We start from the raw sequence: 25023 nt of genomic DNA, 5'->3' as shown, positions 1-25023 counted from the left end.
TTCGACGGACGTGCGGGTAGTCGTGTGCACCGCCATCCCTTCAGACCCGGTTGCAACGCCGGGTCTTTTTTTTTCCGAAATTCACGGGCTGGGGCTCGAACGTCTCCGGATATTGCGGCGAACTGCCCCTACAACCGCGGTCCGTCGGAACTAGCAGTGTGCCAACCGCTTTGGTCCCTGGTCCAAGCGCATGCTGACGGTCTACGTGGTCGTTTGAAGGATAGAAGTGGGTTCCGGCCTGCTGCGCCGTAGCTTTGTGCGTAAATTTACCGCCGGCAGGTACCGGACGCTTAGTGATGTTGGCTGCACTATAAAACCTCGCGTGCATCCTAGCGCGGTAATCGGCACCGCGTTGAGCTGCTCCGCCGGACGTGCTGCCGGTGCACGTCGTGGCCGGTAAAAAAGCGGCGCGGACGACAAATTTCCTAGAACGTGTATAAAATAGCTTCGCTACGCTTCTAGACATGAAATTTCTTCGGATACTGCTCCTCCTGTTGCTTTGCGCTGTGCTGCCCATCAGTGGGCTGGCGGCCAGCGGCTTGACCGGAGAATGTCCGATGCAGATGAGCGCGGGCTCTGACGAAGGAAGCGCGATGTCGTCGGAGATGCTCGGGTGCGAGATGACGAAATCTTCTCAACCTGAGAAGGCTAAAGGGTACTTTTGCAAGGCAACGGCGCAATGCCAGCTCGGCAGCCTCTACCACCCGGTTTCGCGCCTCGAGGTAACGCGTCCTGCCGCCTTGTCCAGCCCGCCCCAATTCCACTACGCGCACTCGCTCGTCGACCGTGAACCGGCCGGCCTCTGGCGACCTCCTCGCACTCTCTAATCCCTTGCTGACAGGTTCGCCGCAATAGCGGCGAGGTCGTCCTGCATTCAGGACGTGGATTCCCTATGGGAGTCCGCCGTTGGGGTTAGAACATGCCTTTAATCATTGGCACGCCGTCATACCGGCGTGCATCCCCGCGCGCGCATTCACTTTTTGCCGCGCTGATTCTCACGAGCGTGACTGTGTACGCTCAGGAAACACCCATTACGCTTGATGCAGCACTTCAGGCGGCGACCGACCATTCTGCCGTCATGGGGGCGGCGCAGGCCTCGGTGCGCGCGAGTTCAGAAGCGGCCATCCGGGCAGGTCAGTTGCCCGACCCGGTACTCAAGGCGGGCATCGATAATCTGCCCGTGACAGGGCAGCAGAAATTCACGGTCGGCCAGGATTTCATGACGATGCGTCGCGTCGGCATCGAGCAGGAATGGGTGTCGGGCGAGAAGCGCCGACTCCAATCCGCTCTAGCAAACGACGTTGTTGACCGCGAGCGAGCGGGCTATCTTGCTCAGCTCGCGAACACGCGTCAGCAGACTGCCATCGCGTGGCTGAATGCGGTGTACGCAAAGAAGACTGTCTTGTTGCAGCAGGAACTCGTTGAACACATGAGTCATGAGCTCGCCGCGACGAAGGCTTCATACCGCGGGGCGAAGGCGACCGCCGCTGATGTCACGCAAGCGCAGGTGATGCTCGCGCAGACCCAGGACCAGTTGCTCAAGACCCGCCAAATTTTCCAGACGGCACTCATCGGGTTGTCTCGATGGACGGCGATGCCTGCGTCCGACGTGGCGGGCGAGCCGCCCGCGCCCCTATCCTACGTATCGACGCTACCTCCGGAGGAGCTCAGTGAGGTACAGCCGGCACTCGTCGCTGCGTCGCGCGACATCGCGCTCGCCGATGCCGATACGGCCGTCGCGAACAGTAACCGAAGCCCGAACTGGACGTGGGGCGTTGCGTACCAACAGCGCGGCGGAGCGTACTCGAATATGGTGTCGATTGGCGTCAGCATCCCGTTGCCCATCAATCGCAAAAATCGCCAGGACCGGGATGCGGCGGAAAAAGCGGAGCTTGGCACTAAGGCGCGCCTGATGTACGAGGACGCGCAGCGTCAGGTCGAAGCCGACATCCGCACTCAGTCCGCCACCCTCGCGAGCGGTCGCGAGCGCATTGCCAATCTCTCCAACTCGCTACTTCCGGCTGCTGGCCAGCGCGTACAACTAGCGGCTGCCGCCTATAAGGCAGGCACCGGCTCACTCGCCGACACCTTTGCAGCTCGACGCGCGCAACTAGAGGCTGAACTTCAGGTGCTTGAACTGCGGCGAGACGTGTCACAGACCTGGGCACAGCTTGAATACCAGGTCGTCCCAGCTTCGATGACTGCGGGTCAGTGAAGGAGAAACGAATGCAAAAGAAACAACTGGCACGCGCAGCCTTGGCGGTGTTTGCGGCAGCGGCGCTGCTCGCCGTCGGCTATGTTGCCGGCACCCATCGTCCGGCTTCAGGAGGAGCAGGCGCTGTCGCCGCCGCCTCCACGTCAGGCGACAAGGTCGACCCGAAAACGGGTCGCAAGGTGCTGTATTGGCATGACCCGATGGTCCCGGCACAGCATTTCGACAAGCCGGGTAAGTCGCCTTTCATGGATATGCAACTTGAGCCCGTCTACGCGGACGAAGGTGGTAGCTCGACGGGCGTCAGCATCGACCCTGGCCTCCAGCAGAACCTCGGTATCCGTTACGCGACCGTGCGCCGTCAGGAAACTTCGGAAGGGTTCGACGCCGTCGGCACTACACAGTTCGACGAGTCGCGGGCAGACGTCGTGCAGTCACGCGTCACAGGTTACATCGACCACCTATACGCCAGCGCCCCGATGCAGCGGATTGCGAAAGGCGCACCGATTGCGTCGCTATTCGTCCCCGACTGGCTGGCACCCCAGGAGGAATACCTCGCGCTCAGGCGCAGTGGAATGGACACCGGCCTGCTGGAAGCGTCCCGCGCGCGCATGCGGGCGTTGTCGATTCCGGACGGCGTCATCGCGGCGCTCGACCGGACCGGTAAAGCGCAGACCCATGTCGTGCTGTCGTCGCCAGAAACGGGCGTCGTGAGCGAACTGAACGTCAGGGATGGCGCGATGGTCACGCCGGGGCAAACGCTGGCCAAAATCGCGGGGCTCTCGAAGTTGTGGCTTGTCGTCGAAATCCCGGAAGCGCTCGCATTGACGGTGCAACCCGGCATGACGGTCGACGCTAGGTTCAGCGGTGACCCGTCCCAGCACTTCAAAGGCCAGATTCGGGAAATCCTGCCTGGCATCAGCACGACGAGCCGCACGCTGCAGGCTCGCCTTGAACTCGACAATTCAGCGCTAAAGCTGACGCCGGGCATGCTCATGCGAGTGCGCGTCGCTGGCCAGAAGGCAGTGCCGCGGCTGCTGGTGCCTTCAGAAGCCGTCATCACAACCGGCAAACGCTCCGTCGTCATCGTGAAGAACGGCGACGGACGCCTGCAACCTGTTAGTGTCACCGTCGGCAACGATGTTGGCAACGAGACTGCGGTGCTCAGTGGCCTGAACGACGGCGAGACGGTTGTCGCCTCCGGCCAATTCCTCATCGACTCCGAAGCCAGCCTGAAATCAGTTCTGCCGAGGCTCGAAACTCGCGCGGCATCAGGGGCAACGGGCGTTACGCCCGCGACCGTTTCGGCGCCAGCCTCTGCCCCTGCGGCGACTCAGACGTATGAGACCACCGGTAAGGTCGAGAAGGTAACTGCGGGCGACATCACATTCTCACATCAGCCCGTTCCGGCGCTCGGCTGGGGCGCGATGACGATGGCGTTCAACAAGCCTTCGCCCGATGCATTCCCGGACGTCAAGGCGGGCGAGACGGTGCATTTCGTGTTCAGGCAGACGGATGACGGATATCAGCTCACGAAGGTCGAACCGGTGGGAGGCGCCAAATGATTGCGCGTCTCATCCGCTGGTCCATCCGCAATCGCTTCCTCGTGTTGCTGGCGACGGTCCTGGTCGCGTCTTGGGGTGTCTACTCGGTGAGTGAGACGCCACTCGACGCGCTACCGGACCTGTCCGATACGCAAGTCATCATCAAGGCCTCGTATCCGGGCAAGGCGCCGCAGGTCATCGAGGACCAGGTCACCTATCCGCTGACCACAACGCTGCTCGGCGTGCCGGGCGCAAAAACCATCCGCGCCTATTCCTCGTTCGGCGACGCGTTCGTGTACGTGCTCTTCGATGACAAGACCGACCAGTACTGGGCACGCTCACGCGTGCTCGAATATCTAAACCAAGTGCAAAGCCGCCTGCCGCCAGGAGCGACGGTCTCGCTCGGTCCGGACGCAACCGGCGTGGGCTGGGTGTACGAGTACGCGCTTGTCGACAGGACAGGGCAGCACGACCTCGGGCAACTGCGCGCGCTGAACGACTGGTTCCTGAAGTTCGAGCTGAAGTCGGTCCCCGACGTGTCTGAGGTGGCCAGCATTGGCGGCATGGTGCGCCAGTATCAGGTCGTCCTTGACCCGGACAAACTGCGCGCATATGGCATCACCCAGGCAATGGTGACCGATGCACTGGGCAAGGCGAATCAGGAATCGGGCGGGTCGGTGGTCGAGATGGCGGAGTCCGAATATATGGTCCGCTCTTCCGGCTACCTTCACTCGCTGGATGACTTCCGCAACATCGTGCTGCGCACGAACGATACGGGTACACCTGTGTTGCTCGGCGACGTGGCACGTATTCAGATTGGACCTGAGATGCGGCGCGGCATTGCGGAGCTGAATGGACAGGGCGAAGTTGCGGGTGGCGTCATCGTGATGCGCTCGGGGAAGAACGCGCTGACGACTATCGACGCCGTGAAAGCAAAGCTCGCCGACCTCAAACGTTCTCTGCCCGCCGGCGTGGAAGTCGTAACGACCTATGACCGCTCGCAGCTTATCGAGCGCGCCGTGGACAACCTCAAGGACAAGCTCATCGAGGAGTTCATCGTCGTCGGGATTGTCTGTGCGGTCTTCTTGTTCCATCTGCGCAGCGCGTTTGTCGCGATTCTGTCGTTACCGCTCGGCGTCCTCGCAGCCTTCATCGTGATGCGCTATCAGGGTGTCAACGCGAACCTGATGTCGCTTGGCGGCATTGCGATTGCCATCGGCGCGATGATTGACGCAGCCATCGTGATGATAGAGAACGCGCACAAGCATCTGGAAGCGTTCGAGCATGAGTATGCTGGCACGCGGATTTCTGCCTCGCAACGCTGGGACCTCATTGCCACGTCTGCGGCTGAAGTGGGGCCGGCGCTCTTCTTCTCTCTGCTCATCATCACGCTGTCGTTCATTCCAGTCTTCTCGCTGGAAGGGCAGGAAGGCAAGCTGTTCTCGCCGCTGGCATTCACGAAGACCTACACGATTGCGGCCGCTGCGGGACTGTCGGTCACGCTCGTGCCCGTCCTGATGGGCTACCTCATACGTGGCCGCATCCCGCACGAAAATGCCAATCCCATCAACCGGGTGCTGATTCGCCTCTACAGGCCGCTGCTCGAAGCAACGCTTCGACGCCCGTGGTTTGTCATGGGGCTCGCCGTGGTTGCGTTGGCTGCCACGATAGTCCCGGTTTCGCGTCTCGGTGGGGAATTCCTGCCACCACTTGATGAAGGCGACCTGCTGTACATGCCGACGGCGCTTCCGGGCATCTCGGCTGAGAAAGCGTCGGAACTACTGCAGCAGACCGACCGGCTCATCAAGACCGTGCCGGAAGTGGCCACTGTCTTCGGCAAGTCCGGCCGCGCCGACACTGCCACAGACCCGGCCCCCCTTGAGATGTTTGAAACCACGATTCAGTTCAAGCCGCGCAGCCAGTGGCGCCCGGGCATGACGCCGGAGAAGCTGGTCGACGAACTGGACGCGACAGTCAAGGTCCCGGGGTTGTCGAACGTGTGGGTGCCCCCCATCCGTAATCGCCTGGACATGCTGTCGACGGGCATCAAGACGCCCGTCGGGGTGAAGATTTCGGGCGCGGACCTTTCACAAATCGACCGAATTGCGACGCAGGTGGAAGCGGCGGTTAAGGATGTACCCGGCGTGACGTCCGCATTGGCCGAACGGCTGAATGGTGGTCGGTACATTGATGTCGATATCGACCGGTCGGCGGCGGCCCGCTACGGGCTTGGCGTGAGGGATATCCAGGCAGTCGTTTCCTCCGCGGTGGGCGGCGAGAATGTCGGCGAGGTGATTGCAGGCCGCGAGCGCTTTCCCATCAATATCCGCTATCCACGCGAGGTTCGGGACTCCCTCGAGAAGCTGCGACAGCTGCCAGTCGTGACGGACCGTGGCGCGCAAATCCAGCTCGGTGATGTAGCGCATATCACGATTGCCGACGGTCCCCCGATGATTCGCAGCGAAAATGCCCGTCTTTCGGGCTACGTCTACGTGGACATCCGTAACACGGACCTACAGTCAGCTGTGAAAGCGATGCAGCGTGCGGTCGCAGAAAAGGTCGTCCTCCCTCCCGGCTACTCGATTGCTTGGTCCGGGCAGTTCGAGTACCTGGAGCGCGCGGCGGCGAAACTGCGCACGGTCATTCCCGTGACACTCGTCGTCATCTTCGTGCTGCTCTTCCTGACCTTCAATTCGGCGGCCGATGCGTTGCTGCTCATGTCGACAGTGCCATTCGCGCTGGTCGGCGGCCTCTGGTTCGTCTGGCTACTGGGCCATGCCGTGTCGGTCGCTACATCAGTGGGTTTCATCGCGCTCGCCGGTGTTGCTGCTGAATTCGGCGTCGTCATGCTGCTGTACCTTAAGGGTGCCCTCAATCGTCGCCTGGAAGACGGTGAGCCTCTGACAGAGGCGCTGCTTTTCGACGCAATACGCGAAGGCGCTGTGTTGCGCGTGAGGCCAAAAGCGATGACGGTTGCGGTCGTGCTGGCTGGTCTTATCCCCATCATGGTCGGACACGGCGCGGGGTCAGAGGTCATGCAGCGCATCGCCGCGCCGATGGTCGGCGGCATGGTCACCGCACCCTTTCTGTCGATGTTTGTGATTCCTGCTGCCTGGTTCCTGTTACAGCGCCGTCGTGCGCGGCAGGCCGACGCGACACCTTTTCATAGTGAAGTACCTTCCGGCACGAGAGTGCCATCTACCGAAACTGGAGAAGTCCAATGAAGAATCTGATTGTCGCAACAGCAGCGTTTGCAGCCGTCTTTGCCACCCCTGCGTTTGCGGGCGACGACATGGCCGGCATGAACATGTCCGCGAAGCCGTCGGCTGCGAAGGCGTCGTCGAACGCCGCGCTGACCGACGCAGAAGTAAAAAAGGTAGACGCAACGACCGGCATGATTACGCTGAAGCACGGCGCGCTGGAGAACGTCGGCATGCCGCCAATGACGATGGCCTTCAAGGCAAAAGATGCTGCGATGGTCACGCAAGCTCACGAGGGTGACAAGGTCCGGGTTCGCATCGAGAACGTCGACGGCAACCTCACCATTGTGAGGCTTGAAAAGCAGTCTTGACGAGGTACTGATACCGTACTCGCAGGCTCGCTATGTGCGGTGGGCCTGCGGTCCGGCCGACAGGAGACAGAGGCCAGCGATGCTAGCAATATCAACCAATGTATGGAGCGCGACGGTCAAACGCGTGTTGCGCGTTGCACTCGGCTTGCTGTTCGTACTGACGTCGCTGGCCGCCCACGCTGTCGACGAGTCGGAACTACTGTCACCTGAACAAGCTTTCCCGTTAAAGGTCACGCTCAGCGCGCCGCAGGAGGTGCAACTCGATTTCAACACTCACGAAGGCTACTACCTTTACCGGGACAGGTTCCGTTTTGCGGTCGACGGCACACCGATAAAGCCGGACCACATGCCGCCGGGTGAGCTGAAAAGCGACCCAACATTCGGCATGGTCACGGTCTACCACCGGCCCATGCAAATCCGTATTCCTTTGCCCCGCCCGATTGCGAGCAGCATTGTGCTGTCCGTCACATCGCAGGGATGCGCAGACTTGGGCGTCTGCTATCCGCCGCAGACGCGAAGTTATCGCGTGGCAGCGAATGGCTCAGTTGCCTCCGTCGCACCAGGGAATAACGCGCCGGCGGCTGTTGACGGATTTCCCGACACTGGCGACGCCCTGCCGGCCGCCAGGCTTGGACTCAATCTACACCCTGCGAATGGCATTTCCCTCGCCGAACTGTTCGGCTTTCTGCTTGCGGGCTTGTTAATGGCCGGTACCGTGTGCATGTACCCGCTCATTCCCATTGTGACCGCGGTTATCGGGGGAGCGCGGGAACCGTCGTCCTTTGGCCGAGGCTTCGCTCTAACATTCGCGTACGTGCAGGGGCTTGCGATTACGTATGCGGCGGCGGGCACCATTGCGGCGCTCATCGGCATCCCGTTAGTGGCGGTAACACAAAAGCCTTGGGTGCTCGCCAGCTTTGGCGTGCTCATGGTCATCCTGGCGCTCGGAATGTTCGGTGTCTTCAGACTGCAACTGCCGACGAGCTGGCAGACCCGAGTGACGGAATGGAGCAATCGTCTGCCTGGGGGGCGCCTTGTCCCAGTGTTCATTGCGGGCATGCTGTCCGCGCTGATTGTCGGGCCGTGCGCGACGCCGGCGCTGGCCGGCGCACTTCTGTATATCGCCAACACCCGCGACGTCATTGGGGGAGCGCTGGCCCTTTACGTGATGGGTATGGGGATGGGAATTCCGCTGCTACTCGTCGGTACCTTCGGAACTAGAATGCTTCCTCGGGCCGGTCACTGGATGGTCGCGGTCCAGAACACGCTGGGGGTAATGCTGCTGGCAGCGGCGCTGTGGTTCGTCTATTCGCTGCTGCCTGTTTGGTTGTTGATGATACTGATTGCGCTGCTGCTCACCGGTTGCGGCGTGATGCTTCACGCGATTGACCCGCTGCCAACAGCTGCGCCCGCGACTACGCGGGTGAGCAAAGCGCTCGGCGTGCTGCTACTGGTCGCGGGCATCGCCGAGTTCATTGGTGCTTTGTCAGGTCAGCGGGACGTCCTCGAGCCCCTTGGTGGTGTGATGCGAGTTTCGTCGGAGAGCACCGGCCAGGGAGCCGCACGCTTCGAGGCGATACGGTCGAATGCAGAACTGGACCAGGCGCTCAACGCAGCACGTGGCCAACCGGTTATGGTCGATTTCTATGCGGACTGGTGCATCAGTTGTAAGGAACTCGAGCGCTTCACGTTTACTGACCCGCGCGTAGTAATCGAATTTGCTCAATGGAAGCTGCTGCGCATTGACGTCACGAAGAACACGCCCGAGGACATAGCGATGCTGCGGCGCTTCGGACTTTTCGGGCCGCCGGCACTGATTTTCTATGACAGGAACGGCAGGCAGCAACGCGACGCGCAGCTCGCGGGATTCGTCGGTGCCGATGCGTTCCTGTCGCACCTGAGGAAATGGTCCCAGTGACATGAAGCCACACTCGAATCTCGCGACGTGTCGTAGCGTTGTGCTGCGACCAAGCCTATACTGAACTTCATGAAATTCTGGGTAAAATTCGTCGCATGTTTTCTGATTGTCTGGTTGCCTTTGATGGGCTACCCGGCATCGGCGACGTCATGCCCGGAAATGACGGCAATGGCTTCACGACAAGCCAGTGTGTCGGGTGCCTCGGACTCGACACCCTGCGCACATGACGCGAAACACAGCGCCGTGAACGCGCAACACGTCTGCCCGGGTGGCGCAGGCGGTTCCCTTTGCGGTGTGTCGGCCATACCCGTGAAGTATTCGGTCCTCGTCACGCCTTCGTCGCCCGTCTTTCGGGCCGTAACTCCCGCCTTCGCTGAAGAGTTCATTCCCGAACTTCCCGCCCCTCCGCCTCGCTCGCTGTAATTCCTCTTTCGACCAGGTTTGAACGGTTCTACGCCGTGGCTCGCGCACGTTCGCTGCGCGCAGCGACTGTCGACCTGCGCATGAACGTTTTACGAGCGACACGATTCAATCGGATTCGGAGCTTTTCATGAACACGAAAACTGTAGGTGCATTGATTGTTTCGGCAGTACTTCTGGGTGCAAGTGCGGTCAGCATGGCAGCAGGAGCAGGAGTGAACAACTCTCCCGGCTCGTCATCGCAGAGCCGGGAACACGGCCCAATGATGGGCATGGGCGGAATGATGGGGGGCTGCCCGATGATGGGTGGTACGGCCGGTATGGACCCTAAAACCGCGATGAAGATGCACGGCGAGATGATGCGCGCGATGGGCGACATCATGCTTAAGTATTCGGACCAAGCCGCAGGGGCTCCGTCGAAGTGAATGAGTCGGCACTCTCCCGCTAAATCTCAAATCATAGCCTTGAGGATTCAATCATGAAGTGCAACACAAAGACGATGGTGACGATTGCGCTTGCTCTCGCACTGATTCTTGCAGTCGGCTACTGGGCACTGCCTCAGATACGAGGCGAACTCGGCAGATTCATCGCGATAGCCAGCGTGCTGATTTGCCCGCTCTCGATGCTGTTCATGATGCGCGGCATGCAGACCCAAACCGATAGACCGGAGAAGTCCGGTCAGGCGACGGAAAAAAGCGGCTCGTAGTTCAACACTCTGATGGCATTACGCAGGGCCGGTGTGGCATTGATGGTCGTCGCGCCGAGTCCCTGCGTAGCACGGGAGCGAATCATGTTTAACGGAAAGCCGATATTGAACATCATCATCGGTCTCTTTGCGGCCATCGGTTTGATTGTCGTGCTGGGTGCAGTTGGCATGACGGCGATGCATATCAGCATGATGCAGGGACTGCATTCCTGCAGTCAGGCGATGCTCGACCCCGGCGCCGACAGAAGAACTGGGAGGCTCTGATAATGAAACGCGATACACCCGAGAAGAATCCGTGGGGCAAGCCGTCGCGAAAAGCGCGGCTTCATCTGCTGTTCCTGTCGGCGCTGGTTCTCGCGATACCTGCTGCGATGGTCTGGGGGCCGTCTCTTATGCGCCACGAGACGACATCGGTTGCGATGGTGGCAGGACCATCCAGTCAGGTACGGCAAGGAACTGCCGCAGTTCCCTGGCATATCGGAATGCTGCGTCCTGACGGGTTGCGCATCATCCCAAGTGGCCGGTCAGATGCCTCCCACGTGCTGAGTCCGAATAAGTTCGTTGCCAAGGACGTGCGGCACGCCTACTGGGTTGCAACGCAGATTCCCGCAGTTCTCAACAAGCTTTACTGCTGGTGCGGTTGCGAGAATCGTGGCGTGCATCGCTCGAACCTGCAGTGCTTCGAAGACGAGATGGCCGTGACCTGTGCCGTGTGCCAGGGTACCGCTGAGATTGCTTACCAGATGACGCAGGACGGCGTTCAGGATGCGGGCAAGATTCAGGCGGGAGTCGATGCGAAGTGGGCGCCAAGAGGATAGGCCCGAGCGGCTTTCTCGCAACTTGTCATGGAGGGGAGCATGGAACTGAGATGCGTTGTTGCAATTGTGCGGCCCGAAGTCCTTAAGGTGTTGGAACGGCGGCTGGGAACAGTTCACGTTCATGGGTTGACCGTCACGCGAGTCAAAGGATTCGGGACTCATCCAAACCCGTTCTCGAACGATTGGACGACCGAGCACATCAAGATTGAAGTCTTCACCGAGAGCGAGCGTGTCGATGCGCTGGTCCAGGAAATCATGGACACCGCGCGCGGCGCCTCAGGGGACGACGGAATCATCGCAGTTCTTCCCGTGGAGCGCTTTTTCCGCGTGCGGACGGCTTCAGAGGCGGCTCCGTGAGCGGGAAAGACGGCGGACGGGACGTCCCCCCGTGCCCGGTCGACGTGCTGACTGCCTCAGTGGGCCCGTCACGTTGTCGAAGCGCGCAAGATTCTCGCGATGCTCTTTGAGCGCGCCGTACGGCAGATATTCGACGCCGAGCTCGACCGGGGTCCGTGCCGACGTCGAAGAAAAATCGAGTGACAGCCGGCGGGTCTGGCTTAGTTCGGCGAGTGCGAAGCATGTCCATACCGATTGTCAGACGAGTCTATCGCTCAGGAGCGGCCACCGATTGAAGCTCCTTGACCTTCCCATGGCAGGAAGGTCAACAATGGGTTGTATCGGTCGAGCGGCCGTTTCGTAAGGGGAGACCATGAACATCGGTGAGGTTGCGAAGTCATCGGGCATGTCCGCCAAGATGATTCGACACTACGAGGAAACGGGCCTGATTCGGGCTGCCGCGCGAACCGGGTCGAACTATCGGGTGTACTCGTCCCGAGATGTCCAAGTGCTGCGCTTTGTTCAGCAGGCCCGACATCTCGGATTTTCGACCAGACAAATTGCGGTGTTGCTGGCTCTTTGGGAAGACCGCAGCCGGTCAAGTCGTGAGGTCAAGCGGCTCGCGAACGCGCATATTGCAGACTTGAATTCAAGAATTCAGGAACTGGTGGACATGAGGGATACGCTCATGCATCTGGCGAAACACTGCAAAGGGGACTCACGCCCCGACTGTCCGATTCTCGACAAACTGGTTGGCGGGACGCATTGATGCATCCATGGGTCGAGGTTTACGATAACCGAGGCAAGTTGTTCAGGGCATGACGACGAGATGGGAGCACTCGATATGAGCAGGCCACTTAGCGACGGTAAGACTTCTCACGACCATTTGGGTGCTGCCCACGAGCCGGGCGGCCAACATGACCAGCCTACGGTCAATGTACAGGGTAAACCGTCTGGGCATGTTTACGACAATCACATCGCGCACCACGGGCATGGTCATGTCGGTGCAAAAGCGGAGACTAATGGCGTGCTCAAGGACCCCGTTTGCGGTATGCGTGTCACTGCGGATTCGCAATTCCGGTCCGAACATGACGGACATCAATATTATTTCTGCAGCGAGTCATGTCAGGAGAAGTTTCGGGCTGCCCCGCTGCGTTATGTCGACCGGCCGAACGATACATCTGTGCAGCCTTCTCCGGAGGGCACGATATACACCTGTCCGATGCATCCGGAAATTCGCCAGGACCATCCCGGAAACTGCCCAAAGTGCGGGATGACCCTCGAGCCCATGTTGCCCAGTCTCGAGGACGAAGAGAATCCGGAATTGACCGACTTTCGTCGCAGATTCTGGTGGACCCTGCCGTTGACCGCCGTGGTGTTCGTCCTAGCCATGTTTGGCCATCGGCTGGACTGGATAGAAGCATCCACCCAGAGCTGGGTTGAGTTCGTTCTCTCTACCCCCGTCGTCGTTTGGGCAGGTCTGCCGTTCTTCGTACGATGCGTTCAGTCGTTCGTCAATCGCAGCCCGAACATGTGGACGCTCATTGGACTCGGCACAGGCGCGGCCTATGCCTATAGCGTCATCGCGACGGTTGCTCCGGGAGTCTTTCCTGAAGCTTTTATCGCCCACGGTCGTGTCGAGGTGTACTTTGAAGCTGCGGCTGTCATCATTTCGCTCACCCTGCTGGGTCAACTACTTGAACTGAAAGCACGGTCACAAACGTCCGCTGCTATCAAGGCGCTCCTGGGTCTCGCGCCGAAGACTGCGCGGCGTATCAATGCTGATGGAACTGAGGAGGATGTCCCTTTGACTCACGTCCATGTTGGCGACCTGCTCCGCGTACGGCCGGGCGAGAAAGTGCCAGTGGACGGGGTGGTCATGGAGGGTTCCAGCTCGCTGGACGAGTCAATGATTACGGGCGAACCAATTCCTGTCGGCAAACGGGTCGGAGACCATGTCATAGGCGCGACCATGAATGCGACGGGCAGCCTCGTTATCAAGTCGGAGAAAGTCGGGTCTCAAACCGTACTCGCACAAATCGTCCAGATGGTGGCGCAGGCCCAGCGCTCGAGGGCGCCAATGCAACGCATGGCTGATAAGGTTGCGGGTGTGTTCGTCGTCGCCGTAGTTGGTATCGCGGCCTTGACTCTTCTCGCCTGGGGCTTGTTCGGCCCCGACCCGAGCTGGGTGTACGGTCTCATCAACGCCGTGGCGGTGCTCATCATTGCATGTCCGTGTGCACTCGGGCTCGCTACGCCGATGTCCATCATGGTTGCGAGCGGCAAAGGGGCCTCCAATGGCGTGCTTTTCAGGGATGCCGCCGCGATTGAGAATCTGCGCAAGGTCAACACACTTATCGTGGACAAAACGGGCACGCTAACCGAGGGGCGTCCCGCCTTTGACCGTGCAGTCGGTGTGAACGGACATTCGGAGGAAGATGTTCTCCGGCTCGCGGCGAGCCTCGACCAGGGTAGCGAACACCCGCTTGCCGCGACCATCGTGGATGCGGCCAGTCATCGAAAACTGGCCCTCGAGAAGGTGGAAAACTTCGAATCGAGCACCGGGATTGGCGTGCGAGGACTTGTCGGCGGTCGGAAACTCGCGCTCGGCAACACCGCGTTGATGGAAGTTGAAGGCATTTCCGTTCGGGAACTCGCCACAGAGGCCGATGCGCTGCGAGCGCAGGGGGCGAGCGTCATGTACCTGGCGGTCGACAAGACGCTGGCAGGTCTTCTCGCGGTTTCGGACCCGATAAAGGCGACGACATCCGAGGCATTGAAGCGGCTCAGGGAAGACGGCATTCGCGTTGTGATGGCGACTGGCGACGGTGTCGTGACAGCCAAATCTGTGGCGACGAGGCTCCAAATCGACGAGTTCCATGGCGAGGTCAAGCCCGCCGACAAGCTTGCGCTCGTAACGAGGTTCCAGGAGGAAGGCAAGGTCGTGGCCATGGCCGGAGATGGTATCAACGATGCGCCAGCGCTCGCCAAGGCCGACGTGGGTGTTGCGATGGGAACCGGTACGGACGTCGCGATGAGCAGCGCTCAGGTCACGCTTGTCAAAGGCGACTTGCGCGGCATCGCGCGGGCCCGGGAGCTATCTGAAGCCACCATCCGCAACATGAAGCAGAACCTCGGCTTCGCGTTCGTCTACAACGCATTGGGTGTCCCGCTGGCCGCCGGCGTGCTCTATCCATTCACAGGGCTGTTGCTGTCCCCGATGATTGCGGCGCTAGCAATGAGTTTGAGTTCGGCTTCAGTCATCTCGAACGCGCTGCGTTTGCGCAACGTAGAGATTTGACTCATCGCTTCGGATTGTAGGGCGGGTATCGTGGCTGTATACGGTACACGCCCACTTCCTCGATGCCTCATTGGACCTGCGCGGTATCCCTGCCAGATAGCCTCGGAACGAAGCGCGGTGTTCGTGCGGCATATTCGCGCCACGCCTGTCCGAACTGCTGTTCGGAATCATGCTCCTCCTGACGGGCAAGGTGCACGTACATAGCGACGAGAATCGGGAACATGACGAGCGTCACCAACGTGGGCCACTGCAGCAGGAAGCCAGCCATGATAATGACGAAGGCGACGTACTGCGGATGCCGAACTCGAGCATAGGGTCCCGTCGTTGCCAGTTGCCCTTTGCGCTGCGCTTCATAGAGGACGTGCCACGCCGTCGACAGCAGATAGAAGCCACCGAAGATAAGGGCAATGCTGGACAGATGTGGGAAGACAAGGTGCGGATTGCCGTGCTGGCCGGTTATCGTCCACCAGATGTGACCGGCGTCGTGGGTGAACAGGTTCGTTTGCGGAAATTTCGCCTGGAGCCAACCAGCCAAAAGATAAATGGTAAGCGGAAAGCCGTACATCTCGGCAAACAGCGCGACGACGAACGCCGAGAAAGCTCCGAAGGTGCGCCAGTCTCGGGCAGTATTTGGTTTGAAGAAACTGAAAGCGAAGATGATGAAGATTAGGGAGTTGATGGCAACCAGCCCCCACAGTCCATACCCGCCAGTTGGGTCATTCATCTCGCCCTCCCTCCGTGTCCGTGCTTTGAGTAACGCTGCGCTCTCCGTGATGGTGTCCGTGGTGCATGAAAAGATGCATCAGCGGGCACGCCAGGAGAAGCAGATATGGAAGCGCGCCAAGAAAGTGCGCGCGATGTTCTGAGAACATAAAGAATGCGGCTATCGCCCCGAAGCCGAGCAAAGCAATAGCGCCGCGCGATTTCCAAAACGGTGACGCGACGTGAGAAGGCATCTTCATACCGGGCTCCCTGATAACTGGCTGGACGTTGTCGACTGTAACGACGGGGGTGAAGAGTCGATTGACCTAACTCAAGGGAAGTGCGATGTGGCTGGAATCGTGACTCGAGAATCGCGAGCGAGAAGCGTTTCCACACAGTTCCGGAGCTGACGACAGCTTGTCATCAAGACTGGCCAGTGACGCAGCAGCAAGGGGGCAACGTCAAACATGAACCTCGTTGATGTGCGTCAAAAGCAAAGTTCTCTTCGAGCGTAGGCTGGCATCACCATCTCGGCGGTGGTGCGTCGCTTCCACCTGGCAACCAAGGAATTTGCGGTCGTCGCATACGGCGCGCGGTCCTGTGGCAAGTACAGGAGCCGGATTCTCGACGGATAGGAACAGCTCAATGCGCACACTACTTTTAGGCTTGGTCACCGTCATCGTTCTCGCAGTCTCGGGGTGCGGCTATAACACCATCCAGACTCGGGACGAGCAGGTAAAGGCTAGCTGGTCAGAAGTGCTGAACCAGTATCAGCGGCGCGCCGACCTCGTTCCCAATCTTGTGAATACGGTCAAGGGCTACGCAAGCCAGGAAAAGGATGTGTTCACGCGCGTGACGGAGGCACGGGCACGGGTGGGCTCCATCCAGGCGACTCCTGAGCTTATCAACGACCCGCAGGCATTCGCGAAGTTCGAAGCAGCTCAGGCCCAACTGACGAACTCGCTCTCGAGGTTGCTGGTGGTGTCTGAAAATTATCCGCAGCTGAAGTCAGATGCCAATTTTCGGGACCTGCAAGCCCAATTGGAAGGAACTGAAAATCGCATCACGGTTGCCCGAAACCGCTACATTAAGGCGGTGCAGGACTACAACGTCACAGTGCGCTCGTTTCCGTCAAATCTAACGGCGAGTGCGTTCGGCTATAAGGAGAAACCCAACTTCTCGGTGTCGAACGAAGCGGAGATTGCCCGCCCTCCACAGGTTGACTTCAGCGCGGCGCCGGCGAGCGGAGCGGCCAATTGAACATACTGAAAGCGGCCAGAATCGTTTTCTTCGCGCTCGTCTCGTTCTGGCTGCTTGTTGCCAACGCAGATGTCGCGATTCCAACGCTAACCTCGCGCGTCACCGACGAGACCAAGACGCTCACCACCGACCAACGCGCAGCGCTCGAGCAGACGTTACAAAAATTCGAGGCGAACAAAGGGAGTCAGCTTTCGGTGCTCATCGTTCCGACGACGCGACCCGAAACCATCGAGCAGTATTCGATACGGGTTGTCGAGCAATGGAAGCTTGGTCGCCAGCGTATCGACGACGGTGCGCTACTCATCGTCGCAAAAAATGACCGAACGTTACGCATCGAAGTGGGATATGGCCTCGAAGGCTCGCTGAATGACGCCACGAGCCATCGCATCATCGACGAGGTAATCGTTCCCAAATTCAGACAGGGAGACTTCTACGGCGGTATCACGGCCGGTGTTGACAGCATGATGAATGTCATCAATGGTGAACCGTTGCCCGCGCCGGACCGAAACGCAGGCGGTCGTTCAGGGCGCGTAGGAGGCTACTTGCCCATCCTTTTCGTGCTCACCTTGGCGCTTGGTGGCGTGCTTCGTTCCATCATGGGACGTCTCCCGGGCTCGCTTGTGACGGGCGGCGCTGTTGCGGGCATTACATGGGTGCTCTCGGGGACAGTCTTTGTGGCAATCGTCGCGGGGGCGATTGCTCTCGTGTTTACGCTGGTGGGTGGTGGCATGGGTGCGTACGTCGGAGGGCGAGCTATCGGCGGACGGGGTGGCGGGTCGGGGAGGTCACCGTTTCGCGGTGGCGGCGGTGGTTTCGGCGGCGGCGGCGCCTCGGGCAGGTGGTAGCCATGGACCTAAGACGCGTCGTCAGACACATGTTCATGACTCGCTGGCAAGTGGACCGTGCCTTCCCACACCGGACGCTGCGAGCAATTGAAAAGGCGATTCAGACAAGTCACCACGCCCACATAGGACAGGTTCGATTTGCCGTGGACGGCGCACTGCACGTTAGTGAACTACGGCGCGGCACGACAGCGAGGGAGCGCGCAATTGATGTCTTTTCGGAGCTTCGTGTTTGGGACACTGAGCACAACAATGGAATACTCATCTATCTCCTGCTCGCCGACCGTGATGTTGAAATCGTCGCTGACCGAGGTGTGCACGCCCGGGTGCACGCTGCCGAATGGGAAAGGATTTGCAAGAAAATGGAGGCGAATTTCAAGCTCGCCAAGTACGAGGTCGGCGTTCTCAAGGGCATAGAAGAAGTGACCGAACTGCTCACGAGGCACTTCCCTATCCAGCAGGAGCTACGCAGCGAACTGCCGAGCAAGCCGACCGTATTATGAGCCGGGCCACCCCGCATGGGGAAGGACAACGGATGGCCGATTTATACCGCGTCAGACGATGGCAAGCAGCGTCAAAGGCCGCAGAGGCAAAACTCCAACTGGGAGACGAAACGCTGCACGTATTGGCTCTCGGGGCGCTATAAATTTCTAGGAGCGCTTTCGTGTCGCATCAATCTGGCACCCGTTGTATGGGTCTGTATGCTCAATTTCATGTAAGCGCTCGTGCGAAGTGCTGGTCGCGCGACTGCTTAGCTGTCTGCGTATAAATCCGATTCTCTAATATACTAAAAAGAGTTCGTTCCAAGATATTAGGCTTTCTTCAAAAAGCTAAGAACAGAAGTCTCTTTTAGGGCCACACTCCGTTCACATCTTCGGCCCTTCGCCGTATCTCAGGCGGCGAGTCGCCACCGTCTCCATGCGGTCTTCATGCAGGAACGCATGGGGAGACCTAAATGCGGAGAGTCAATGCACGGCAGTTCCCAGAGATGACCCTCCAGACGTTCAGTACGGGCACGCACTGCGACTGAGTTCGCAGCGGCAACGTGACGAATACGAACTGCAACTGAGGATTGAATCGCGGCAGCGTCATAGTTACTTCTTGGGTCAGTCTGTCTTGCGAAGCACTGCACGGCATCGTTCGAGCTCCTCGGTGAGCGAGTCTATCTCCGTCTGCATTTCCGCTACTCGTTCAAGAAGCCGACCGACGTGGTTCCAATAGGCACCGCCCGAACCATCTTCCTCACGCGCCAGTTCCTGAATCTTACGAAGGGCCGGCTCCAAGTCGATATGGTCTTCCGAGAGGGGCAACGCTCTGGCGCGGTTTCCACTCGGGCAGTGTCAGGCTGACGCGAGCGCCTGAACAAGACACCCTCGTTCACGTATCGCTTCATGATGCGCAAAAAAGGACCAAAATGAGGACTAGCGCCACGGCCGGCACATACAGCAGGGCCAGGTTTCGAAGAGCGAAGTCCAGGAGTTGTTTCATGTCTTCTGAAGTTGCATGACTACCAGACGTAGTTGCCTGCGACGCTTTTTCGTCACTTCTCAACGAAAGCCGCGGCGGCACGTATTACTCGCTTCTTTTCATCGAACCAGCCGACAAACGATATTAATTTGGCGCCAGAAGGCAAAGCCTTGTCGGAGCTAGAGCGCCCTAACCCGGAAAATGCACGGGAATCAAGACCACCCCTTTACGTGCTGGTCAAAATCCTCTACTGGCCGCCGGGGCCACGACGTACAAAGTGAGACTTCGGCGGTTCACCTTGCTGGGCTGCGGGCTTATCCGCAGGCTTCTCAACACGATCGGTATTGCCCAGACGCGTACGGGAAGACTGCCCGTCCTTTCGGCCCACGTCGACAACGTTGTCTGCGACATTCGCAGCCGTTCTGATCACTGTGCCGTGACCGTTCGCGTCGAGGCCGGAATCAGCAGCGAGCCGCTCGGCGCCCGTGACCGCCTGCTCAACGTTATGACGACCGCCGGCAACCCTCGACTGAACTTCGTTCTGCAGATCAGGGGCAAGGTTGAAGTTCGGGTCCGCCGCCTTGGGCAATTCCTGCGGTCGACCTGCGAGGGCGGGAGCGTTCGGCACGCGGGAACCTGGGTGAGCCGGTGCAAGGTGCGCCGCCGCCGGGTGAGCTGTGGGATGCGCCTGAGGAACGCTGGCCGGCGCTCGCTGTGAAGGAATCGCCCCAACCATTGGTCCGTGCATCCGCGCTCCGGCCGCGTTCGCCAGTCCGCCGCCATCCACGCCCGTGCCATCAACCGGCTTGCCGATATCGAGGTTCATTGGCCCGCTATTCACGTTGGGCTCGAAACGCATGTGCTGAAGCGCGCGGCCTTCGTCCGCGAGGTATCGCGCTGCTGCAAGACGATCCGCCGGCGCGGCCTTTTCGTCCTGCGCCATCATCACCGCTGCGCGATGCCGATTAACCGCATCCTGCGCGTCACGATCGCCAACGACGCGGTCCGTCGCTCCGGACGCTGCGTCCGACTCGGCCTTGGCAATATAGGGTTGTACAGCCGAGTTCTCAGAGAACTGGCGGCCGGACGTTAGCTGGAACGCGGCGTATTCGCTGTTCGATCTCTGCTGCCATGCAAGCTCCGTTGCACCGATGGTGGAACTCATGTTGACCATGCTGGACGTGTCGCGCACGCCTTGGCTCGCGGAGTCGGAGACCGATTGCACCTCGCTGAGTGTTTTTTGGTAGGACTGCTGGATAGACAGACTCTTGGACAGTTCACTCGACGAGCGTTGCCCCGCACTCGTGTTCTGGAACTCAGACATCGTCTTGGACAAGGCGCGTGACATCGCCACGGAGTCGTTGTAGTTTTCATTACGCGTGCGGCTTTGTGCGTCCTGCAACGAATCGTTCGCACTCGTCGCCGTGTCGCCGTGCGCGCCCACGTTGAAGCGAAGTCCCCTGTTGCTGAAGCTCGCGCTTCCGCCCCCACCAGCGGACGTCTGATTGGAGTTGCTGCGCACGCCCGTGACAGCGCCACCCGCCTGCATGTCATTACCTGTGCGCTGTTCTGCGTTGAAGTTGCGTGCAAGGGCCTCCCCGACCTGGCGATCCAGCCCGATGCTCTGGTAGTTGCCGCTGCTGATGGCGCTGCGAATATCGGCGAGGTTCGACTCCCCTGCCGTCAAGGCCCTCGACCGCGTGTCCGATTCGGTCAGTGATCGCGCGGCCTCGCGTACCGAATTACCGAAGGTATTGCTTGTGGAGACGGCGTTAAGGCTACCCGTCATCGCCAGGCGGCCGGACCCATTGCCTGTCTGGCTGATCGTGCCCACCGCGCTGTTCTCGAACATCGGTCGCGTCGATTCGGGCGCTGGCGCGAGGTTATCGGCCGTATCCCGACCTTTAGGTGCGATCGTTGTGGCGACACTCGTCATCGCGGACGATTCACCCAGCCCAAAGATCAGGCTCATCAACACCGGAAGGCTCGCCATGATATGGGAGCCGACGCCAATCTGCAGGCTGAGTTCCTTGTACGCGGAAAGCGTGGACGCCTGCGAGATCCAGCCGCCTTGGCGCAGCGACTGGAGGTAGTTCGCCACGTCGACGCAGATCATGCTGTTCACGAGCTCCGCGCCGACGTTCACCACGAGCAACGGCCACACGATGATGTGCGCGACCGTCTTGACGCATTTCCCCGCCTCGATGCCCGCGAACATCATCAGCATGACGATGGCCGGGCCGAGCCCGATGATCATCGCAAGCAGGTAATTGCCGAAGCTGCCCGCGTACCGCAGCATCGGCACTTCGCTGGCCGCCTGCTGGAGGTTGTTTCGCTCGACCTCGGCGGCCTGTAGTGCGGTCGCCTGACATTCCACTAGCGTGTCGCTACTCGCCTTCAGGCAGTTCAGGTTCGTCTCGACTATCTCCGAGAAAAGCAGATTCATGAACTCTGCATTAGCCTGCCCCGTCCCGCCGGAGAACACGTTGCCCAGGGTATTTGCCCGCGTGACTGCAGAATACTGCGCTGCAACCGTGTTGAAGCTATAGTCTGCCCCCGGCAACGGCTGGTCCATGCCGTTGACCGCGCCCTGAATGACACGTGTGAATTCGACGGAATTGAGTGCGTCGGTAATGTCGTCCGCGACCTTGTACGCGGCATCCGAGCAGGAAAGAATCTGCGTCGAGCTGAGCCCAGGATCATTCACCATGCCGTTGGTGTTCAGCGATGCCTGGTACAGCAATGCGCCAAGAGCGGTCGGGTTCAGCCCGTTGATCGAAATGGACTGTGCGCTCGTCGCGCCCGTGTTGCCGGCGTTCTGGACGAGATTCTGGATGCTCGCGTAGTTGACTCCGGAATCGGGCCCGAGGCAGGCTGCGAGCACGGTTTTCACTTCTGAGTCGACACCGCCGAGTCTCACCATCGCCGTGCGAGAGGTTAGCAAGACCTTTAGTGGGTTCAGGAAACCATTTGCACTCGCCGAGATTGCGGGATAGTCCGCGTCAACGGTCTGGAACGCAGTCGAGTATGCCGCGTTCAGATCCATCGACAGGATGCTGCCGGCGGCCGGAATCGCCGAAATGACGAGCGGAACGTTATCGACCTCGGTAACCGCACCATTGACCGTTGCCTCGAGCTGCACCGTGCCCTTGAGCATCGGATTGGTGAGGGTCATAGCCAAAATGAAGGGCATGAGTGTGTTGAATGCGCCATGACCAAGGACGGCGGCACCCTGCCCGCCTGGGCTCCTCAGGACGGCGCTGGTGGACGACGCAAGCAGTCGCCACATGGCGACAACAAGCGCAAAGCCCCAGATCCACGCGTCCTCCTTGCAGATCATCGCTACCCCGTTCAGCACGGCGTAGAGCGTCGTCAGGTCGGCGCTCGTGGAATAGATGGTGAGAGTTGGAATAGCCACTGTTTCCCCTCGCTGCGCTTACTTGATGTTGGACGACATGAACCGCGTGTCTTCGTTGATTTCCGTAACGATCTTCAGCATCACGTCGCTGTTGTTGCACGCGGTCTGCTTGACGAGATAGTCGCCGCGCAACTGCTTGATACGGTCCTTTTCGTCGTCGGTGAGATCGAAGCCGGTCGAGGTCTGAATCAGATTGGCGCCCTTGTACAGCACTTCGCCCATATGCGAGGCGACACAATCCACGATGTGCGGCGCAAGCCTTTGCGCGATCGCAACGCGGGTATTCGGATTCGACGTTTTCGACAGCAGCGCGGCCAGAGGCACGCCCGCCTGCTTCATGAACTGAACCTGTGCAGTCGTGAAGCTTGTCGACGTACCGCTGTTGACCTGACCGACGATGGAGGAGCCGGACACACCGTTGGCCGGGTCAGCCTGGCCGAACAGCATCGTATTAACCCAACCTTCGATGCCCTGATAGTTGAACGACACCACCTGCATCTGCGTACAGATCTGTGCGTCAATGCCGCCTGCGATGCTGCCGCTCGGGTTCACGCATCGGTAGAGCGACAAGGGGGTGCTCGGACGCAGCGAGCCCGTGCCGCCGCCCTTCACAATGTCGTCGAGGGTGATCAATGCCGGGCCCGAACAGGTAACCTGGCCGATGCTGTTGCCGGACGGCGTGGAGCTGCTGACGCCTTGCCCGCTCTGGTTCAGGCTGTTACACGGGACTGCATCGATGTTGTACCCGAGCAGCGCATACAGAATCTGGTTGTTCAGACTGTTCGGATTCGTCGCGTCGTCGCTGCTGCCGTCAACGTTCGGAAGTCCCGCGAGGCCCATGATCGACGATGCGCCGGAGGACACGACTGTCTTCACCAGCGAGTTGCCACTCTTCGGATTGTTCGCCGACTGCTGCTTGAGGAACGAGTTCGCATTCGACAGGTAACTCGTGAGGCCGGAGAAGGCGTCACTGAGCATGCCCGAATCCGTACTGGCGATGTTGCCGTCACCGTTGACCGCGTTGGACAGCGCCGCGGCCGCAGGGTCGACGATGAGATGGGCGAGCTGGCAGGAATTCTTAGCGAGATTGTTCAGGTTCTGCAGCAGCGTCTGGAACTCGGTGATCAGCGCGTCCAGTGACGGTGAGATCGCCTTGATAGCGGCCTTGAATGCGAGGCCCGCCGCATTCGCGGCTACCTGCCGGAAGATCTGGATCAGCTGCTGACCGTTGATGAAGCTGAACGAGCCTCCATAGAGATCGATGCCACCACACCCGGCATCAATCCGAGGCGGGTCGAAGGTGATGAGGTTCACCGACTGGATCGGCGCACGCATCGAGAAACCACCCATGAACACACCCACCCGATCCTTGGTAGTCAGCACGCCAGGCGCCGTCGAATTACTCATGACCATCGAGCCGAGGTCAGCGAAAATCCCTGCAAACGCGAACATCGGCGCAAGCGCGAGCACAATGGCCACCAGAATATGTTTTATACGCATGGGCGACTCCTTAATACTGCTTGAGCAGATATGGTTGCAGGGTTTCCTTGAATGAACCCGGTTTGCTTGGGTCCAGCCGCAGGTTGTTCAGGTCTTGCGTGCTCGCTACGCCGCGGTCCCAGACGTTCAGGTCTCGCATGACGTCCGCACTGAGCAACTGCGTGTCATGACCCGCAAATGCGATTTGCTTGACCAGTTCGTCCTCGGCGTAAAACCCTTGCGAGACGATCAGGTACTTGTTCGGGTCCACGGGCCCGTTATAGGCGCGGGGGTGCGGGACGAAGACAATCGACGGCGTCAGCTTCAGCCCGAGCTTATGGAACATGCCGTTGTCCTGCATGATGCTGCCCGTGAATCCCTTGGGACGGGTACCATCGAGCGAGATCACCAGATACTCGACGTTGTAGCCACGCCGGAGCATGTCGAGAATCGGTAGCTGCATGGCGCAGAAGCGGCAGGAGCCGTCAACAAATACAACGAGGCCACCGATCTTCGACAGCTCCTCGACGGCCTTCTGTTGCGCCTGATAGTCGGCGTTCCGGACGGAGCGTGCGCCAATCGACGCATACGGAACGCGATTGTTCTCGTCCAGAACCGGGTCTTCGTGAAGAACCCGGACCACTGCCTCCGAAAAGCGTTGCGCCTTGTCGAAAATCACACGCTTGGCATACATGTAGTCGGAGACATTCGCATCCGTCGGATTGTTGATCGCCCGCTCTTCCAGTTGGGGGTAGATCTTGCGGAGGAATTCCACCGTGACGGCCTGCTTGCCATCCGATGCCGGAGCAGAGGCTGGCGCGGGGGCGCGAGCGGCGGGTGCTGCGGCGACGGGCGGCGGTGCAGAAGCCGGGGCTGCAGGTGTCACGTATGGCTGATAGTTCAGAAACGCGTCGCCATACGCGTCGCCTCGCGGAGACACCGCCTGGGCCAAGGCACAAGTGGTTGTGAGCAAATACGCGAGCGCACAGCTGAATCGAATGATGTGGAATCGGCGAACCATACTGGTCGT

21 protein-coding genes are annotated in these 25023 nt (G+C 59.8%); 16 read left to right on the top strand and 5 right to left on the bottom strand.

Features of this window, described 5'->3' with window-relative positions; genetic code table 11:
• Positions 1-464: 464 nt before the first annotated feature.
• The 13 genes from NCR35_RS20220 to NCR35_RS20160 all read left to right on the top strand — a co-directional run bounded on the left by NCR35_RS20220 (position 465) and on the right by NCR35_RS20160 (position 14825).
• Positions 465-827 carry a hypothetical protein gene (locus NCR35_RS20220; RefSeq protein ID WP_029672310.1) on the top strand — a complete coding sequence of 121 codons (363 nt, stop codon included), beginning with the start codon at positions 465-467 and terminating at the stop codon, positions 825-827.
• A gap of 92 nt (positions 828-919) precedes the next feature.
• The gene (locus tag NCR35_RS20215; RefSeq protein WP_029672309.1) at positions 920-2215 is read left to right on the top strand and encodes a TolC family protein; all 1296 of its coding nucleotides are present in this window, start codon (positions 920-922) and stop codon (positions 2213-2215) included.
• A gap of 11 nt (positions 2216-2226) precedes the next feature.
• Positions 2227-3777 (top strand): efflux RND transporter periplasmic adaptor subunit, encoded by a 1551-nt coding sequence (locus NCR35_RS20210; protein WP_029672308.1) that lies wholly within the window; start codon positions 2227-2229, stop codon positions 3775-3777.
• On the top strand, positions 3774-6980 hold the full coding sequence (locus NCR35_RS20205) for an efflux RND transporter permease subunit (protein WP_029672307.1): 3207 nt from the start codon (positions 3774-3776) through the stop codon (positions 6978-6980). The genes NCR35_RS20210 and NCR35_RS20205 overlap by 4 nt, the downstream gene beginning before the upstream one ends.
• Positions 6977-7327: a copper-binding protein gene (locus NCR35_RS20200; protein ID WP_029672306.1), complete on the top strand. Its 351-nt coding sequence runs from the start codon at positions 6977-6979 to the stop codon at positions 7325-7327. Before NCR35_RS20205 ends, NCR35_RS20200 begins: the two co-directional genes overlap by 4 nt.
• 79 nt (positions 7328-7406) lie before the next feature.
• Positions 7407-9245 carry a protein-disulfide reductase DsbD gene (dsbD, locus tag NCR35_RS20195; protein WP_033536827.1) on the top strand — a complete coding sequence of 613 codons (1839 nt, stop codon included), beginning with the start codon at positions 7407-7409 and terminating at the stop codon, positions 9243-9245.
• Positions 9246-9795: 550 nt separating this feature from the next.
• The gene (locus tag NCR35_RS20190; protein WP_029672303.1) at positions 9796-10089 is read left to right on the top strand and encodes a hypothetical protein; all 294 of its coding nucleotides are present in this window, start codon (positions 9796-9798) and stop codon (positions 10087-10089) included.
• 53 nt (positions 10090-10142) lie between these two features.
• Positions 10143-10370, top strand: coding sequence for a DUF2933 domain-containing protein (locus NCR35_RS20185; RefSeq protein ID WP_029672614.1), 228 nt, complete (start codon positions 10143-10145; stop codon positions 10368-10370).
• Between the two features lie 105 nt (positions 10371-10475).
• A complete protein-coding gene (locus tag NCR35_RS20180) occupies positions 10476-10634 on the top strand; it encodes a hypothetical protein (protein WP_160172906.1) in 159 nt (52 codons plus the stop codon).
• A gap of 2 nt (positions 10635-10636) precedes the next feature.
• On the top strand, positions 10637-11188 hold the full coding sequence (locus NCR35_RS20175; RefSeq protein ID WP_049815765.1) for a PCYCGC motif-containing (lipo)protein: 552 nt from the start codon (positions 10637-10639) through the stop codon (positions 11186-11188).
• A 39-nt stretch (positions 11189-11227) separates the two neighbouring features.
• Complete coding sequence (locus NCR35_RS20170; RefSeq protein ID WP_029672611.1) at positions 11228-11545, top strand: P-II family nitrogen regulator; 318 nt, start codon at positions 11228-11230, stop codon at positions 11543-11545.
• A 352-nt stretch (positions 11546-11897) separates the two neighbouring features.
• A complete protein-coding gene (gene cueR / locus NCR35_RS20165; RefSeq protein ID WP_029672610.1) occupies positions 11898-12293 on the top strand; it encodes a Cu(I)-responsive transcriptional regulator in 396 nt (131 codons plus the stop codon).
• Between the two features lie 75 nt (positions 12294-12368).
• A complete protein-coding gene (locus NCR35_RS20160; RefSeq protein WP_075644179.1) occupies positions 12369-14825 on the top strand; it encodes a heavy metal translocating P-type ATPase in 2457 nt (818 codons plus the stop codon).
• Between the two features lie 67 nt (positions 14826-14892).
• On the opposite strand, the gene NCR35_RS20155 is transcribed toward NCR35_RS20160, so the two are convergent.
• Together NCR35_RS20155 and NCR35_RS20150 are read right to left on the bottom strand one after the other, a co-directional pair.
• The gene (locus NCR35_RS20155) at positions 14893-15549 is read right to left on the bottom strand and encodes a methyltransferase family protein (protein ID WP_034472839.1); all 657 of its coding nucleotides are present in this window, start codon (positions 15547-15549) and stop codon (positions 14893-14895) included.
• Positions 15542-15781: a DUF2933 domain-containing protein gene (locus NCR35_RS20150; protein ID WP_081851870.1), complete on the bottom strand. Its 240-nt coding sequence runs from the start codon at positions 15779-15781 to the stop codon at positions 15542-15544. Before NCR35_RS20150 ends, NCR35_RS20155 begins: the two co-directional genes overlap by 8 nt.
• A gap of 391 nt (positions 15782-16172) precedes the next feature.
• Between NCR35_RS20150 and NCR35_RS20145 the strand changes: the two genes are divergently transcribed.
• From NCR35_RS20145 to NCR35_RS20135, 3 genes are read left to right on the top strand one after another with little or no spacing between them, the layout of a single operon-like run.
• Positions 16173-16787: a LemA family protein gene (locus NCR35_RS20145; RefSeq protein ID WP_033536753.1), complete on the top strand. Its 615-nt coding sequence runs from the start codon at positions 16173-16175 to the stop codon at positions 16785-16787.
• Positions 16784-17632 (top strand): TPM domain-containing protein, encoded by an 849-nt coding sequence (locus NCR35_RS20140; protein ID WP_033536754.1) that lies wholly within the window; start codon positions 16784-16786, stop codon positions 17630-17632. The genes NCR35_RS20145 and NCR35_RS20140 overlap by 4 nt, the downstream gene beginning before the upstream one ends.
• Before the next feature lie 2 nt (positions 17633-17634).
• Positions 17635-18132, top strand: a complete 498-nt coding sequence (locus tag NCR35_RS20135; protein WP_033536755.1) for a TPM domain-containing protein — start codon at positions 17635-17637, stop codon at positions 18130-18132.
• Positions 18133-19343: 1211 nt separating this feature from the next.
• Here the strand turns inward: NCR35_RS20135 and NCR35_RS20130 are convergent.
• Genes NCR35_RS20130 through traF form a run of 3 tightly spaced genes read right to left on the bottom strand, consistent with a single transcriptional unit; the run spans position 19344 to position 25014 of the window.
• A complete protein-coding gene (locus NCR35_RS20130; RefSeq protein WP_051996780.1) occupies positions 19344-22514 on the bottom strand; it encodes a conjugal transfer protein TraG N-terminal domain-containing protein in 3171 nt (1056 codons plus the stop codon).
• Between the two features lie 18 nt (positions 22515-22532).
• Entirely contained in the window at positions 22533-24014 is a 1482-nt protein-coding gene (locus NCR35_RS20125; protein WP_033536757.1) for a conjugal transfer protein TraH, read from the bottom strand.
• A gap of 10 nt (positions 24015-24024) precedes the next feature.
• A complete protein-coding gene (gene traF / locus NCR35_RS20120; protein ID WP_081851912.1) occupies positions 24025-25014 on the bottom strand; it encodes a conjugal transfer protein TraF in 990 nt (329 codons plus the stop codon).
• Between the last annotated feature and the right edge of the window lie 9 nt (positions 25015-25023).

This window comes from Caballeronia sp. AZ10_KS36, assembly GCF_023631105.1.
Taxonomy (GTDB): Bacteria; Pseudomonadota; Gammaproteobacteria; order Burkholderiales; family Burkholderiaceae; genus Caballeronia.
Note: the sequence above shows the minus strand (reverse complement) of the source record. Positions and strands in the feature narration are given on the sequence as shown.